The sequence below is a fragment of the Elusimicrobiota bacterium genome (assembly GCA_026388095.1).
In the GTDB taxonomy this organism is placed as follows: Bacteria; Elusimicrobiota; Elusimicrobia; order UBA1565; family UBA9628; genus UBA9628.
The window spans coordinates 57431-73426 of the sequence record JAPLKL010000041.1 but is presented as its reverse complement, the minus strand read 5'-3'; the positions used below and the strand labels follow the sequence as shown (position 1 = coordinate 73426).

The 15996-nt window shown below is 68.6% G+C and carries 10 protein-coding genes; 7 read left to right on the top strand and 3 right to left on the bottom strand.

The window, feature by feature from the left end; genetic code table 11:
• Positions 1-64 precede the first annotated feature (64 nt).
• The gene (gene tsaD / locus NTY77_09610) at positions 65-1054 is read left to right on the top strand and encodes a tRNA (adenosine(37)-N6)-threonylcarbamoyltransferase complex transferase subunit TsaD (protein MCX5795737.1); all 990 of its coding nucleotides are present in this window, start codon (positions 65-67) and stop codon (positions 1052-1054) included.
• Here tsaD and NTY77_09605 read toward each other — a convergent pair.
• A complete protein-coding gene (locus NTY77_09605; protein MCX5795736.1) occupies positions 1051-2544 on the bottom strand; it encodes a hypothetical protein in 1494 nt (497 codons plus the stop codon). The genes tsaD and NTY77_09605 overlap by 4 nt on opposite strands.
• Before the next feature lie 333 nt (positions 2545-2877).
• Between NTY77_09605 and NTY77_09600 the strand changes: the two genes are divergently transcribed.
• Complete coding sequence (locus NTY77_09600) at positions 2878-3405, top strand: hypothetical protein (GenBank protein MCX5795735.1); 528 nt, start codon at positions 2878-2880, stop codon at positions 3403-3405.
• On the opposite strand, the gene NTY77_09595 is transcribed toward NTY77_09600, so the two are convergent.
• On the bottom strand, positions 3406-5499 hold the full coding sequence (locus NTY77_09595; GenBank protein MCX5795734.1) for a hypothetical protein: 2094 nt from the start codon (positions 5497-5499) through the stop codon (positions 3406-3408). It lies immediately after the preceding gene.
• Positions 5500-5555: 56 nt separating this feature from the next.
• On the opposite strand from NTY77_09595, the gene NTY77_09590 reads away from it, so the two are divergent.
• Positions 5556-5699 carry a hypothetical protein gene (locus NTY77_09590; protein MCX5795733.1) on the top strand — a complete coding sequence of 48 codons (144 nt, stop codon included), beginning with the start codon at positions 5556-5558 and terminating at the stop codon, positions 5697-5699.
• A gap of 148 nt (positions 5700-5847) precedes the next feature.
• Positions 5848-7407, top strand: a complete 1560-nt coding sequence (locus NTY77_09585) for a DUF2723 domain-containing protein (protein MCX5795732.1) — start codon at positions 5848-5850, stop codon at positions 7405-7407.
• On the opposite strand, the gene NTY77_09580 is transcribed toward NTY77_09585, so the two are convergent.
• Entirely contained in the window at positions 7408-9324 is a 1917-nt protein-coding gene (locus tag NTY77_09580) for a tetratricopeptide repeat protein (protein MCX5795731.1), read from the bottom strand.
• A 112-nt stretch (positions 9325-9436) separates the two neighbouring features.
• Here NTY77_09580 and NTY77_09575 point away from each other — a divergent pair, with 112 nt between their 5' ends.
• The 3 genes from NTY77_09575 (at position 9437) to NTY77_09565 (ending at position 15969) form a co-directional block, all read left to right on the top strand.
• On the top strand, positions 9437-11446 hold the full coding sequence (locus tag NTY77_09575) for a hypothetical protein (protein MCX5795730.1): 2010 nt from the start codon (positions 9437-9439) through the stop codon (positions 11444-11446).
• A gap of 63 nt (positions 11447-11509) precedes the next feature.
• On the top strand, positions 11510-14998 hold the full coding sequence (locus NTY77_09570) for a hypothetical protein (protein ID MCX5795729.1): 3489 nt from the start codon (positions 11510-11512) through the stop codon (positions 14996-14998).
• Positions 14995-15969, top strand: coding sequence for a PorV/PorQ family protein (locus NTY77_09565; GenBank protein ID MCX5795728.1), 975 nt, complete (start codon positions 14995-14997; stop codon positions 15967-15969). The genes NTY77_09570 and NTY77_09565 overlap by 4 nt, the downstream gene beginning before the upstream one ends.
• Positions 15970-15996 lie beyond the last annotated feature (27 nt).

Here is a 15996-nt window from a genome sequence, read left to right as displayed (position 1 = left end):
ACTTAATTCAAGGGATACCTATGCGCAGTAGGACGGGAATTAAGTATTGTGTCCCCGAACTCATATGAGAGTCCTGGGCATCGAGACCTCCTGCGACGAGACGGCCGCCGCCGTGGTCGAGGACGGCCATATCCTCTCCAATGTCGTCTCGTCCCAGATACGCCTGCACCGGCGCTTCCACGGCGTGGTGCCGGAGCTGGCAGCGCGCGCGCACCTGCAGCGCATCGGCGAGGTGGTGGAGACCGCCTTGGCGGGGCGGAAGGTGGATGCCGTAGCCTTCGCCCGCGGTCCGGGGCTCATGGGGCCGCTTTTGGTCGGGAAGATGGCGGCTCTGGCCGCGGCTGAGACCCTGGGCTGCCCGGTCGTGGCGGTGAACCACCTCGAAGGGCATGTCTTCGCGGCCGAGCTCAGCGGCCGGATCCGCTTCCCGCTGGTCACGCTCATCGTCTCGGGCGGGCACACGGACCTCCTCCTGTGCCGGGCCCCGGGCCGCTACCGCGTCCTGGGCCGCACGCGCGACGACGCCGCGGGAGAGGCTTACGACAAGGTGGCGCGCATGCTGGGCCTGGGCTACCCGGGCGGGCCCGCGATCGACCGGCTGGCGCGTCGAGGCGACCCGCAAGCCGTGGCTTTCGCCCGGCCGCTCCTGCCCGGGACTTGGGATTTCTCCTTCGCTGGGATCAAGACGGCCATGCTCTACCACCTGCGGGACCTCGAGCGCAAGCCCACGCGCAAGGAGACCGCCGACCTGTGCGCCTCCTTCCAGGAGGCTGTGGTGGAGACCTTGGTCAGGAAGACCGTCGCCGCCGCGCTGAGCCACCGGGTCAAGCAGGTGGTGGTGGGAGGCGGGGTCGCGGCCAACGCCCGGCTGCGCGAGGCTTTCGCAGAGGCGGCCGCAAGCCGCGGCCTGCGCGTGAGCATCCCGCCGCCGATCCTGTGCACGGATAACGGGGCCATGCTCGCCCAGGCGGCCAGCCACCGGCTGCGCAGACGCCGCGTGGGCCGGTCTTTGCGCTGCGACCCTGGGCTCGGCTTCGAGAATTGGGGCGGCTAACCGCGGGGCCGGAAATTGCCCAAATACAGCAGTTGCGGGCGCAGGCGGGCTAAGCGCTCGAAACGGTCCGGACGCACCGCGACCGGCACGTCGCCGATCTCGAAGACGACATATCTGCGTTCCTGAAGGAACTGCTCGAGCAACGCTTGCTGGCGGCGAGGATACTTGCGGCCTGCGGAGTCGGACCAAAGGACGACGAGCGCGGGAGGATGCGCCTGCAGTTCATCACGGTACCGTTGCTCGGACACCAGGCCGCGGACCAGCGGCAGCCCTTGCAGGATCTCCTCGGTCTCGTGCCCGGCCGGGTCGAAAGTGTCGAACCATGCAAAGAACGTGTCACGGCGGTCGATGGGATGGAATGGCGGCATCGCCACGATATAGTCGTCTGGGTCCGTGACCTCGTTGATGGTCCGGCGGATGGCCCCGTCATCCCGAGACTCACGCGAGTCCATCCAGGGCGCGTTGACGAGGGACACCGCTACCGACAGAGCGCACACCCCGAAGAACATCCTGGCTGCCGCGCGTCCCGGGAAGGTCTTCAGCCAAGGATAGAGGAAGGGGAAGAGGCCCGAGGCGAAGAGGAACCATGGCCCGTAGTACTGCGCGTGGGGGAAGGAGACCAGCGCGGCTTGCGCGGCGAGCCAAAGAGCCAGAGCCGCCGGATAGGCGGCGGGCAGCGTCCTGGCGCGGATGCAGCTGACCGCGCCGGCCGCGGCGGCGGCCAGGATCGGCACGCCCAGCGTCGGCCACCCCCCTATCTCCCGCCACAGCCCGTGGCCGTAGGACGAATGGAAGTTGCTCAGCGAGTTGTAGCTTACGAGAAGGGCGAAGACCTGGCCGGCGCCGAGCCTGTTCGCCGCCAGCCAGACCCAAAAGAGCCCTCCGGCGGCGGCGATGCCGATTCCGTACGTCGCGCCAGCCCATAGCGCGTCTCTCCAGGAGCTGCGCGCCCGGAGTCGTTCGAACGCGAGGACCAGCGGCGGCAGCAGCGCGACCTTTGGGCAGAGAAATAGGGTCGCGATCCCGGTCCCGGCGCCGAGCCCCGCGCCACGCCAGGATCGGCGCGAACGCAGGAACCACACGATGCTCCAGATGGCCAGCGCGTACCCCCATCCGTCGATCCGGAACTCTGCGAGGAATGCGAGCACCGCGGGGTGGAAGGCGACCAGCGCCGTCCCCAGGATCGCGGCGAGCACCCCCGGGGGCCCGGCCAGCGCGGCCGCGAGGCCGGCGAGGAACAGGAGATTTCCCGCCAGCGCGACCAGCCTCAGCGCGACGAGCAGCGCGGCGGGGTCCTTGAGGCCCCGCGCCAGCGGGGCCAGAAGCGCGAAGTAGGGCGGATGGCACTCGAAGAAGTCGTGGTACGGCCGCAGGCCTTGCGACGTCATCCAGACCGAGTGGGTCCGCAGGACCTCATCATAGGTGTAGCCGCGATGCAGGATCATCAGGCCCCAGGCGAGGGCTCCGGCGGCCAGGACCAGCGCGAGCATGAGGCGGCGAGGTCCGAGGGGGACCCGATCGTCAGGGCCAGGGTCGACCTGATTCAAGGTCGTCGTCGTTGGCATCGGCTCTGTTCCCATCGCGGTTCTGGGCTCATACGGCTCTCCGGGCCCGGCTCTAGTGATATGCTACCAAGAAGGTGGTATGGACCCATTGCCGACAGAAAAAAAATATACGAATTATGGACGAAAGCAGGGTAAAGAGGGCTCCGCTCATAGCCGACTGTCGGCTATAATATCACAGACAAGGCCGGCATAGGCCCTACCGCAATGTCCTCTGACCCGCGAACCGACCCCCAGGAGTCCCGTCCATCCCCGCAGCCGATGCTGGCGCCCATACGGCGGGAGCCGGACGCCGGCTCAGTTCGGAGATGGCTGGGGCCGGCCATCATCGTCGTCGCCGGAGCCTTGGCCCTGGCCGTGGCCTTCAGGATCGGACCCGGCCGGCCGCCGACGCCCCCAGTCCCGGTCGCGCGTCCGGCCGCCGCAGCCCGGCCGTCCGCACCTGAGCCTTCGGCACCTGCGCCTTCGGCGCAGGCCGCAACAGAGGTCCCCCTCGCGCCGGCTCCGTCGCGGGAGGTCCCGGCCGTTGAGTTCAACGATGTCCCGCGGGACGCCCTTGCGCTCGTCATGGCGCCGGGCGGCTGCCAGGTCTGCGGGGACCGGACGGACTGGGGACGCAGGCTGGGCGGCGGCGCCAGGATGGGAAGCCTGCCGGCCGGCCTGGCCAAGGACTTCGGGACGGGCGGTAAGCGCACCTGGACGGCGCACCAGGCCGTCCTGGTCTCGGTCCAGGGTCCCGACGACATGGGCAATGCTCCGGCATCCTGGAGCTGCTGCTCCAGCCGCTAGCTAGCGCTTCGGCTCGGCGCAGTACATGTCGCCGAGGAACGGCCAGTTGCAGAGGATCGCGGTCTTCCCCGGAGGGCATGCGGCCGTGGACTTCCATGGCATGAAGGGGCTCCCCGTAGGCGTCACGACCCGAGGGAAGGGACCGATGTCCTCATAGCCCGTCAGCTCCAGGCAGTGCCCTTTCTCCATGGCCCGGACCTTGCCCCTGAGCACGAGCGCGTGCCACGGCGACGCCAGGCGCAGGAGCTCCTTCTTGTCCTGCAGCGGCAGAGGGGAGATGCAGAGGATGAGGGTTTTCTCATAGTCCGGATCCAAGGTCGACCAGGCATCGGCGTAGGCGCCGCGCGTGTTGGCCACGACCTGCCCGGGGACGCCGATCGTGGCCACGTCGCGGTCGAGATGCGCCGCCGGCTCCTGCGCCAGGCGGAGGAGGTCGACGAAAGGACGCGCCTGGTCCCGTTCCAGCTCCACCTTGGCCTCGGCCACCTTCTGGCGCGCGGCGGACAGGGTCGGGAGGACCAACGCCGCGCTCCCCCGCATGAGGTCCGCCACCGACAGTTTCTTCAGCAGGCCGGCGGGGGGGCCTCCCAGATCCGCGTAGCCCGTGGCGTCGAGGAAATGCCTCCCATCCTCGCTGCGCCGCAGATAGCCTCGGATGACCAGCACATGGCGATCTTCGGCTCTCAGGACCCCCTTGCGCATCTCCGGCGGGAACCTCGCGATCGAGACCGGGAGGCGCAGCCCGCCCATGACGTGGCTGCCCAGCTTGAGATTGGCTCGCGGGTCCAGGGCTGCCACCTCCGTGGGGGCGCCCAGGACGGCCAGGCGCCGGTCCATGTAGGCGCGCGGATCGAAACCGATGTCGCCCACTTCGGCGAAGACGTGCGCCGGGTCGTTCTTGATGCTCTCGACCGAGGCGCGCAGGCTCTCGGCGAACTCGTCGAGCCGGGCGCGGAGCTCGGACTCGGGCACCACGGACCGCGAGGCCTTGCGCCGGAAGCCTCTGATGCTGCCGTCGAAAGGCACCAAGGGCTCCAACTCCGGCGCCAGGATCTCGGTCGAGCTCCGGTAGTCGGAGTCGCCCATGCCGGCGCAGCTGGATGCCGAGAGATAGTAGACGCCGTCCGGCGTCCGGGCGAAACGGCCCTGGACCATCAGCAGACTGGACCACCCCGATCGCAGCACCAGGGCGCGCTCCTGCAATGGCAGGCCCGACATCACGACCTTCAGGCTGTACCGATAGCCGAGGCTGTCGCGCAGGCTGAAATAGGAATTCTGGGCATTGGCCTCCACGCCTTGCGGCGCGCCGAAGGTCGCCACGTCCCGCCCGAGGTAGCGCTCGCTGTCGAGCATAAGGTCTGCGAACGGCACGAACGCATGGGTCCCCGCTCTCTTCAGCTCGTCCAGGGCGCTTAGGAGCTTCTCGCGCATGGACAGGAGGTCGTCCGGGTACATGGCCTTGCTGCCGAGGACCAGGTCGCTCAGGCAGTGGTGCCCGTTCGGGGGCACGGCGCCGAGATCGCGGAATCCGGTCGCCTGGAGGTGGTACCCGCTCTGGGCGTCGCCGGCCAGCCGGCCGCGAACGGAGAGGACATGCGGCGGATGGGACACCGACGGCATGATATCGTCGGGCGGCGGGTTCTGGCGGCGCCTCAGGTCAGCGATCCGGGCGCGCTGCGCGGGCGGCATCTCGGAGACGAGCACCGGCAGCGAGATCGCGCCGGACAGGTCATGACCCAGGCTCAGATCGCCGCCGTAATAGGGGAAAGCGGCCAGACCGATCGTGGCCAACTCCTGGCCGGCCCGCGGCGCAGGGTCGAGGAGCAGTTCCGCGATGTCGACGTAGCGACGCCCCGCCTCGCGGTGCGCGACCTGGACCGCCGCGCGCAGGATTCGGGCGAAGGCGTCGAGCCTTTGGTCGCGGGCCTTGAGCTCCTCCGGGCCCGGCTCGTGCTCGCTCAGGCCCGGCCCTCCGCTCGGCGGGATCTCGCCCAGCGGGATCAGGCGGTCGCCTTCCGCGGCGCCGAGACGGACGACGGCGCCCACGGCCAAGACCGCGGTCAGGAGGATCAGTCTGCAGGCGCCGGCCTTCAATCTCCCACCTCTCCGCCTATGATATCATAGCCGGAACTGCGTCCCTGGAGAGCGCCATGAGAACACGAAGCTGCCGCGGCGCGCTGGTCCTGTCGTTGCTCTTGCTAGGCCTGGAGGCCCGCGCCGTGCCCGTCCCGGGCCCGACCGGCCGGGCAATCCCCCTGGCCACGATAAGCCGGCATAGGGCAGGCGCTGCCTAGACGCGCTTCCAAGCTGCCGCATCGGCGGTTTTCCCGGCTCCGTGTGTTGTATCATACCGTTTGCCGGCCCCCTCGGGGCCGGCAAACGTGAAGAGGGGTTATTCCTCATACGACTAACCGGACGACGGCGGCGCTGGTCTTCCTGGGCGTGTTCGCGACTTACGCGTACACGGCCTATCCCACCGTCGCGCCCCGCGACAGCGGCGACCTGGCCAGCGCGGTGCTGGCCTTCATGCCCGCGCATCCTCCCGGCTATCCGCTCTACGTCCTGCTGGGCAAGGCGTGGCTCTTCCTTATGCCCTGGGGCGACCCGGCCTACAGGCTCAACCTCATGTCCGCCGCTGCCGGGGCCGGCTGCGCCACGACCGTGTTCCTGCTCCTGTCCCGGTCCTGCGGCCTCCTGCCCGCCCTGGCCGCGGCCTTGGCCCTGGCCTTCAGCGCCCCCTTGTGGAAGTTCAGCCTGCTCTGCGAGATGTACTCTCTGCATGGCTTGTGCCTCGCGCTCCTGCTGCTCCTGGCCCCGGGGCCCGGGCAGGAGGATGCGACCAGGTGGCGGCGCCTGGCCGCAAGCGCCTTGCTCCTCGGTCTGGGTCTGGCCAACCACCAGGCCTTCGTCCTTGCCGTGCCCGGCCTGGCCGTGCTGTGGTGGGGGGAACTTTCCGCCGCTGATAACCGCCGGTTCCTGGTCAAGGCCTGCCTGCCGCTCTTCCTGCTGGGCCTCTCCCCGTATCTGTTCCTGTGGGCGAACCTGGGCAGCCTGGGCCGCGCCTGGGCCATGTTCACGAGGCAGGAATACGGGACCTTCCAGCTCTCCGCGGGCTTGAGCCGCCCCCTCAGCCTGCCCCTGGCAGCGAGCCTGCTGGGATATTTCTGCAAAGCCCTTTGGCAGGGCATGTCCCCCGTGGTCCTGGGCCTGGCCGCGCTGGGAGCCTGGCAGGCCTGGCGCATCAGCCGGCGCTTCGCGGCCGGCCTGCTCCTCGTCTTCCTGGGCTTCGGCCCGGCCTTCTTCCTGGCCACACGCTTCGACCTCAGCGGCTGGGTGGCGCGCACCGTCATGGAATCGGCCCTGGTCGCGCCCGCGGTCGTGGTCTGCCTCTGCTCGGGCTTCGGCCTGGCGTGGCTCATGCGGCGCAAGCAGGCGGCCGGGTTGCTGCTGGGCGCGGCCGCCGTGGCCGGCTCGTTGTGGCAGAACGCGGCCGACTGCTGCCACCGCGACGACTTCTCGGCCTACGACTACGCCAAGGACCTGCGCCGGGCCCTGCCTCCGGGCAGCACGGCCGTGGTCGGAGGCGACACAGCCCTCTACGCCTCGCGCTACCTCGACCTGGCGCATCCGGACGGCCAAGGCCGCAGGCTGGTCTTCTACAAGGACGCGCAACCGGGCGTCCGGCCGCGCTTCGTCCTGGGACTCTCTCTGGCCAACCTGGCGGCCATGGGCATGAGCCAGGAGAGCCTGCACCCGGCCGGCTTGGTCCAGAGCGCCGAGCCCCAAGGCCCGGCCTGGGAATTCTCCGCGCTCAGGCGCGGCCAGGCCTTGCAACGGGAGGAGAGCTACGTGCGCGACATCCTGCTCAGCTACGCCTTCGCCCATTACCTCGACGGGACGCTGCGCGACGCCCGCCGCGACCCCGGCGCGCAAAGGGACTATGTCACAGCCGCGGCATTGGACCCCGAGGACTACCGTCTCCAGGTCGAGCCTGCGCCCTGACTACTTCTTAGCGGACTGATCCAAGATCTGGAGGTTGCGCCGAGCCTGGGGATGGCTGGGCTCCAGCGCCAAGCAGTCCTCGAACAGCTCGCGGGCGCGTTCGCGGTTGCCGAGCCGCAGCTCGATGGATCCGAGGTTATTCTCCAGAAAGGCCCGCGAGGTCCGGTCCGAGTTCCACTTCGCCATGCGCACCCCTTCCTCGTAGACCTGCCGCGCCGCCAAAAGACGTCCCGCCCGCTCATGGAACCAGCCCAGAGACATGTACGGGCCGGGCTTGCGCGGGAAGCGTCGGATGACGCCCTGCAGGTCCCGGACGGCGTCCGCGGGGCGGCCCAGCTCGGAGAGGACGTAGGCCCGCATCTGGCAGGCGTCCACGTTGCGGTCCGAAGATCGCACGGAGCGGTCGAGTTCGGCCAGCACGGCCGCGGCCTTGCGGCGGTCGCGCAGGTCCTCGGCGAGATAGGCGAAGGTGAGTTGGTTGGGCTTGAGCAGGCGGTAGGCGTCGCGCCGGATGAGGGCGGCGTTGGCCGGCGTGCGCCTCAGGTACACCAGGGCCGCGTCGTCCCAGAAGACCAGGGCCCATTGCGGCGAGTCGTCCAGGACCTCAGCCACGTAGCCCGGGGAGTTCCCGATGACGGCGTAGTCGAACCGCCACTGGGCGTCGAGCCGCGGCCAGACCTCCGGGCGAGTCCAGTTCAGAGCCTGCGCGATGAAGTCCGGGCCATACTCCACGTTGCGGCCGTCCACGAAGACCTGCCGGCGCGGCCAGGTCTTCCAGATGAGATACCCGCCCATGTTGTAGGTGTGGAACATCCGGCCCGAGACGTCGTTGTCGTCGAGATACCGGATGGCCCGGTCCGGCAGCTCCTCCAGGCCCGCGCCGACGTTCTCCAGGTACCCGACGCGCTGATGGATGAAGAGGGCCGACCAGGCGGCCATCACCACGACGGCGCCCAGGGCCGAGCGTCGGCCGATGGGCACGGGCCGCAGGCGCGCGAGCAGCCGGGCGGCCAGGGGCGCCGCGGCCAGCATGGCCAAAGACACATGCCGCACCTGGAGGCAGCCCATGACGCCCAGGACCAAAGCGGTCAGAGCCAGGTGCGGTTCGGACTCCCAGGACCAGACCGCGGCCACGGCCCCCACGGCGAGGCACGCCCCCTGCCAACTCAGCAGAGAGGCCACCGGCCGCCATTCGTTGATCAGCTCCTGGCCGGGGAAGAAGAGGGTCGCGTAGGCATGGGTGAATATCCCGGGCCCGTGGGGATTGACGAGCATGGCTGCCAGGCAGGCTCCGGTCAGGGTCAGCCAGGGCCCCAGGGCTCTGTCTTGCCTCTGTCCCGGCAGGGCGGCGACCGCCGCTCTGAGTCCCACTAACCCCACTCCCAGAAGCGCCGCCCCTCCGTGGAGGTTGACCCAGAGGACCTGCAGGCCGGGCAGCAGCCAGGCCAGGCGGCCCGGCCGGCCGCGGCAGCGGTCGACCACCGAGAGATAGAATACGAGCAGGAGGTAGTCGAAGACCTGCGGTCTGGTCACGAAGAAATCCCTGGCCGCCAGCGCGGCCAAAGAAGTCAGGATGCCGGCCCAGAACCCGCCGCCCGCCAAGCGCAGGAGGAGCAGGAATGCTCCGGCCAGCAGGCCCACGCGCAGCGCGGCCACGCCGGCCGCGCCGGCCCCGGCGTAGGCGAGGTAGATGACGACCTGGAAGAGCCACTCGAAGGTGGTCCAGGGCCGGCCCGCCAGGACGTAGGAGTAGGGGTCGCGCGTGGGGATGGAATGGGTCTGGAAGACCAGCTGCCCGGTCTTGAGGTGCCACCAAGTGTCCGGATCGTAGGCCGTGTTGGCCCCGAGCCAGAGCATCTGGGCCAGGAGGGCGGCCGCGATGAGACAACTCCAGGGGGAGGATTCTTCGCGGTCCATCAGCGGCCATGATATCATAACGCCCCAGGGAGCCGTAATGGCCCGCAGGCCCGGCTCTGCTTAACAATTCCGACACCACTTCCAATTCCGGTCTGCTAAACTGGTTCGCGCTGTGGAAAAAGCCTCTCCGGACGACCTGCACAAGGAGATCAGCCGGCTCTGGGAGAAGGTCGGCGCGGCCTCCGCCGCCCCGGCCGACCCCGCGCCGACGCCTGCCGCATCCGTGGCCACGGCCAACGAAGTGGCCTGGGAGACGGTGGCCATGCTCAAGAGCCAGTACCGCCGCCAGGAAGCCCGCTGGCACGAGCTCCTGGAGGCCCGGGAAAAGGCGCTGCGCGCCCTGAAGGAACGCCAAGCCTTGCTGGAGACCGAGCTGGGTTCCCTGCGCCAGAAGGTGCGCGCCGACGACGAGCTCGTGGTCGCCGAGGTCCTCGACGTGGGCTCCCGCTTGGAGGCCGCGCAGAAGGCCCTCGCCGACGAGCGCGCCGCGCACGAGGCCGAGCGCCGGGACCTCAAGGCCCTGGTCGACGCCGCGCGCGAATCGGCCGGAGCCGAAGGCGCCCGCTGGCGAGAGGAGCAGCGGCGCTGGGAGAAGAAAGAGCAGCAGTATCTGCTGGACCTGCAGGAGCTCCAGGCTGCGGCCGCCCGCCGCCAGGAGGATTCCCAGCGGGCCGAGGACGCGGCGGCGCGCCTCTCGACGGGCCTCGAGCAGACCCAAGCGGCCCTGGAGAAGACGCTGGCCGAGCTCCTGCGCGAGCGGCACGCGCATCAGGAGTCCGAAGGCGAGCAATCCCAGGCGGTCAAGAGGATCGCGGAGGTGGAAGGGCGCTGCGAGGATCTCTCCCGCGTCTGGGAGAAGGAGCGCGGGCAGTGGCGCGAGCTCTGGGACCAGGAGCGCTCGGCCCGGGAGACCCGGCGCCTCGAGCTCTCCTCCTGGGAGGAGAACCTGCGCAAGGAGCGCGAGGCCTGGGAGGCCCGGCGCCTCGAGCTCGCCGCGTGGGAGGAGAACCTGCGCAAGGAGCGCGAGGCCTGGGAGGCCCGGCGCCTCGAGCTCGCCGCCCGGGATGAGAGCCTGCGCCAGGAACGGTCGGCCTGGGAAGAGGGCCTGCGCAAGGAGCGCGAGGCCTCGCGCGCCGAGGTTTCGGCCAAAGACCAAGCCCCGGTCAAGCCCGCGGAGCAGCTTGCGCGCAGCCTGCCCGAGGCTTCGGCCGCTTCCCAGAAGCTGGCCGCGGTGATGGAACGCGTCGCCGAGCTGGAGCGCAAGCTCCCGGCCCCCTCCGGGAACGGAGAACGCCAGCCCTCCGGGGACGGCGCGCCCTTGCGCGCCGCCGCGCCGCGGCGGCGCTGGCTCGGGCCGGCGGCGGTCGCGGCGGGCCTGCTCCTGGCCGCGGCGTGGCCTCTGGGACGCTGGCTGAGCGCATGGAGCCTCAAGCCGCTGACCACCCGCGGCCTGGCTCTGGACCACCCGACCGCGCTGGCGTCCGACGGGAAGCGCCTGTGGGTGTCGGATTGGAAGGGGACCCTGGAGGCTTTCGACCCTGCGGACCTCCGGGCGCCCGTGAGCAGCGCGAGCGTCTCAGGCATCGGCGCCTACCGACCCGTGGCCCTGGCCTTGGGCGGAGAGCGGTTCTACACCTTGGACGCCGCCCAGGCCCGCATCGTCCGCCACCAGCCGGATGACCCCGGGACCGTGCTCTACGCCAAGCCGGCGCCCGGGCCCGCGCCCACGGCGCTCGCCTGGGACGGCCAGGCCCTGTGGTCCTACGACGCCTTCAACAAGCGCCTCTACCGGCACGGAGCCGAGGAGACCGACGCCAAGGCCTATCCGCTGGAAGCCGACGTCCTGCCCGCCGCCATGCAGTGGCTGGGGGGCCGCCTCTGGCTCTGGGATTCCCGCAGCCGGCGGCTCATGGCGTTCGACCTCGCCAACGAAGCCTTCGCGCCGGCCTGGGCCGTCGCGTTGGATGAGAACGTCGTCGGCTTGACGGCGGCCCAGGCTGACGGGGCAGGGGCCGGGTCGAAGACCGAGGATATCCTGGTGCTCGCGGGGCCGTCGGCGCGGCGGCAGGGCTTCGCGCTGGCGCGCTACCGAGTCGGCTGGCGCCTCTTCACAATTTTTTAACATGCCGGTAATACTCCGGAAACAGATTTAGGCTATTTTGGCACTGCTAGGGTGATGCGTTCTATGAACCGACATCGAAGCGGCATGGGGGCGGCGCAGGCTTTCTACGGCGCCGCCCTCCTGTCCCTCCTCCTGCCCTCCCGCCTCTTCGCTCAGGGCCAGGTCCAGCTCTTCATCGATCAGTCCTTCGTGGTCAAGGACAGCGGCTTCTACTGCTATTATAATGCGTTCACGAAGCACTTCTTCTGTCTGGACGGCTCGTCCAACTGCCAACTGGGCGGCACCACTTATTGCGGGGACATCAACCCGACTTCGCCCACTGATGTCTCGGGATTGCAGCCGCAGAATGGCAACATCTCCAACGACCCCCACATCGAGTTCGACCAGCGCAGCTCCACGGTGCTGTCCAACTGCGACGCCGCCAACTCCCCTGCCGGCGACGCAGTCAACGGCAACAACATCTGCAACTCCGACGTCTTCCTCTGCGCCGGGATCGGCTACAACAACCCGGGCTCCGACACCGTGGCCCTGGACATGGTGGAGTTCGAGATTTTCAAGTTCCAGGACGGGGCCAACCCCCTGGATGCGGGCTCCACCCCGCCGATCCGCACCTTCTTCGTGGACGCCCCCGGGGTCCTGGCTCCCTACACCAACTCCACCACGAGCGGTGTGAAACCCTACTGCGTGCTCTGGGACGGCGCAGTCAGCATCCAGGGCGAGTTGGGCAAGACCAACGGACAGTACGGATTCCGCATCACGGCCCAGACCAACCAGACCGGCTCCAGCGGCAACATCACCATCACGGCCCAGCGCGCCTATCCGGCGGGAGCCACCATGGATGCCAACGCGCTCTTCGTCCTGCAGAAGCCCGTGCAGGTGGACGTCACCAACGTGCACGTGGTGCGCTCCTCTCCCACGGTGGTGGGCAGCGCCGGGGTCTACGTGGAGCCCTACAACATCACTTACCGGCTCTCCAAGGACGCCTCGATGTACATCACCGTCACCGACCCGGACAGCGGCGCGGTGCTGCGCTCCGTGCTGCCGGGCGTGGCGCGCGTGGGCGAGGGCACGCCCAACGGGACCTTGCTCAACGGCGATGCCTGGAACGGCCGCGCAGACAACGGGGATCTCCTGCCCCCCGGGGTGTTCCTGGCGACCTTGCAGGCCTTCGCCGTTGACCAGTACGGGGGCGACCTGTCCTACCCGACCACGCGGCAGATCAGCTTGGACCCCCTCCAGATCACGGACCTCAGGGTCGCGCCTCTGGCGGGCTCAGCGACGTCTTTGGCGACTTTGAGCTACACCCTCACCGAGCCGGCGACGGTGTATATAGACATCTATCCTCCTAACACCCAGTTCTGCGGCAACCTCAACAATGTCAATGACCCGGTCAACCTGGACCGGGCGGGCCCAGTCATCTCCGGCGGGTTCGAGTGGGTGCACGGACCCAAGGACTTCAAACCCTACATAGGCGCCTGCACCGGCCCGAACTCGTCCCCGGCTCCCCTGGTGCGCCATTTCGAGGAGATCAAGGCCGGCCGCGGCTCCGCGTTGACCTTCTGGGACGGCCGGGACATGAACGGCAACGCGGTCTGCACGGACGGCGACTACGTCTTCGTGATCTACGCCGCCCTGCCCTCGCAGAACGGGAGCCCCTTCATCAGCAGCGTGCAAGACCGCCGCATCTGGACGACCAAGGCCCAGACTGGCTTCATGCCGGTGGTGCGGGGCAACGTGGGCCTCAGCCAGATCGCCGCCAGCCCCACCGTCATCGGCTCCAGCCCGGCCATCAGCGGCCTCAATCCCTTCGTGTTCCGGTATCAGCTCGGCCGCGACGCCATCGCGAGCGTGAAGATCTTCCAGGCCGACGGGACCACTTTGGTCAGGACCCTCGCCGAAAACGTGGTCCGGCCCGGCTTGTTCGCCAACCAGGAGATATGGGGCGACGCGGTGGACAACACCGGCCGTTGGGTCACTTCGGGCACTTACATCGTCCAGCTGACCGCCGCGGACCCTTTGTGCACCATGAAGGTCTCGACGGTGTCGTCGTCTTTCCCGGTTGACCTGTTCCGCATCACGGACGTGGTGACCACGCCGCTCATGGCCGGGACCTCGGATTCGGTCTCGCTCAACTATCAACTCTCCCAGCCCATGAACGTGGTGTGGAACATCTACTCCCCGGGCACGGTCATCAAGAACAGCACCTCCACCTGGCCGCCCTGCGGCATGTCCACCACCGTCTGCGACAACACCGTGGACTCCCAAGGCGGCAAGATCGGGCCCCTCATCAGCTACCACGGGATGCGGCCCGGCCGCATGCGCATCACCGAATACTGGGACGGCCGGGACGCCAACGGACTGCTGGTCCCGGACGGCAGCTACGTCTTCACCTTGGTCGCGCAGTCCACGACGACTCCCCAGTACTACGCCACGGACCGGGTCTTCGGGAGCGTGACCGTCAGCCGCGGCGCGATCATCTTCACCACCTTCAACGTGACTCCGACCGTGCCGCAGATGTTCAACTCCAGCTCCAGCATCACTTTGGACCCCTTCACCATCAGCTACGCACTCACCCGCCAATCCTCGGTCACCATCCAGATCCTCAACAACAACGTCCCCAACCAGGTCGTGCGTTCGGTCATCTTGGGGGGAGTGCGCGACGGCGGCCTGCTGCTGGAGGACGTCTGGGACGGCCGGGACGACAAGGGCAACTTCCCGCCGTCCGGCTTCTACCTGGTGCGCGGCGTGGCCCAGGACGTGGCCTCCCAGCTCAACCAGCCCTCCACGGCCCAGATGACCATCGCCTACGACCCGCTGCGCATCTACGACGTGGCCATCGCGCCGCTGACCAACGGCTCGGAGGGGGCGCGCATCCTCTACCAGGTCTCCGCGACCATGAAGGTGTCGGTCAAGATCTACCGCCCAGGGACCGTCTTCGACGGCAACGGCAACCCGTCGCCGCCCGAGGCCGTGTCATTGGTCAAGCGCATCGTGGGCGTGCGGCCGGGCCGCACGGAGGTCACCGAGACCTGGGACGGCACCGATCTGCGCCTGGGCGCGACCCCCGACGGGAATTACAAATTCAGCATCGTGGCTTCGACGGACATGAGCGCCATCGACAATATGACGGGCAACGTGATCTTCCCGCTGGAGCTGGCCGAGGACCGGCCGCTCGACGAGGTCGCCGTGGTGCGCAACCAGTCCGCTGATCCCAAAGGGGATTTCGAGCGAAACACCTACATCTACCCCAACCCCGTGGACGGCGACAGCGCCAACATCGTCATCTTCTCGCCGTTCCAGGCCGACGTCAAGATGAAGCTCTACACCATGAGCGGCGAGCTGGTCCTGGACAAGGACTTCGGGGAGCAGCAGGCCAATAACTACGTCAGCGGGGGCTCCACGGCGGGCGGCGTCCCGTGCTTCGCCTGGACCCGCTCCAACTCCGCCGGCCGCCGGGTGGCGCGCGGGTTGTACTACGCGGTATTCCGGGCCGAAGCCACGGACGGCAGCAGGAACATCCTGCAGACGGTGAAGAAATTCCTGGTGCGATGAGACTCGGGATAACGGCCCTGCTCGCATGCGTCTGGCTGCTCGGCGGCCCGGCCGCGGCTTGGGCCATCTCCGATCAAGCCGGCACCAGCGGCGCCCAGTTCATGGAGCTCCAGCAGGGCTCGGCGCGGGCCCAGGCCCTGGGCAAGGCCTACGTGGCCTTGGCCGAGGGCGCCGACGCCTTGACCTGGAACCCCGCCGGCTTGGCCCTGACCCAGCAGAAGGAGTTGGTCTACTCCTACCTGCGCTACGTCCAGGACACGGACTCGCCCCTCTATCTGGGCTACGCCCATCCCATGGGCCGCACGGTCTGGGGCGCCAACATCGCCTACATGAGCGTATCGGGCTTCGACGTGCGCGACGCCAACGGCGTACCCCAGACCGGCGAGAACATCAATGTGCGCGACGGATTCGGCTCCATCGGCATGGCGCGGTCGTTCTGGTACGAGAAGCTGTTCCTGGGCGGCGCGGTGCGCTTGGTCCATGAGGACCTCGCCAGCCGCGTGCACGACACGGTCGTCGGCGATTTCGGCGTCCTGCTCAAGCCCAACAGCGTGCTGACCTTGGGATTCGCGGTGCAGAACTTCGGGACCAACAAGGAGAACGTCCCCGCCACGACGCGGGGCGGGGCGGCCCTGCGGCTGGGAGACTTCTTCAATATCGGCCTGGAGCTCAATGAGGCCTCCGACTCGGGAGCCCATTTCGGCGTGGGCGGGGAATTCATGCTCCCCGAGCAGTATCTCGACGTCGGGCAGGTCACGTTCCGGGCGGGGTACTACAACGCGGACACCCTGGGCCAGAGCTTCGACGGCACGCTCAAGAACCTGCGCATGGACCGGACCGCCGGTCTTTCCTTCGGTTTCGGGCTGTTCACCTCGCGGGCCTTCGGGTACGGCATCGCCCTGGACTATGCCTACGTCCCTTACGGAGCTCTCGGCACCGTCGACCAATTCTCCTTTAAGGTCAAGTTTTAATGTATTTTTAATGGAAAGGTTATTGAC

What these genes read in the sequence shown, in the direction of transcription:
- tsaD (MCX5795737.1), top strand. Translation starts at nt 65, where the DNA reads ATGAGAGTCCTGGGCATCGAGACCTCCTGCGACGAGACGGCCGCCGCC.
- NTY77_09605 (MCX5795736.1), bottom strand. Translation starts at nt 2,544, where the DNA reads ATGCTCGCGCTGGTCCTGGCCGCCGGAGCCCTCGCCTGGGGCCTGATG.
- NTY77_09600 (MCX5795735.1), top strand. Translation starts at nt 2,878, where the DNA reads ATGCTGGCGCCCATACGGCGGGAGCCGGACGCCGGCTCAGTTCGGAGA.
- NTY77_09590 (MCX5795733.1), top strand. Translation starts at nt 5,556, where the DNA reads ATGAGAACACGAAGCTGCCGCGGCGCGCTGGTCCTGTCGTTGCTCTTG.
- NTY77_09580 (MCX5795731.1), bottom strand. Translation starts at nt 9,324, where the DNA reads ATGGACCGCGAAGAATCCTCCCCCTGGAGTTGTCTCATCGCGGCCGCC.
- NTY77_09570 (MCX5795729.1), top strand. Translation starts at nt 11,510, where the DNA reads ATGAACCGACATCGAAGCGGCATGGGGGCGGCGCAGGCTTTCTACGGC.
- NTY77_09565 (MCX5795728.1), top strand. Translation starts at nt 14,995, where the DNA reads ATGAGACTCGGGATAACGGCCCTGCTCGCATGCGTCTGGCTGCTCGGC.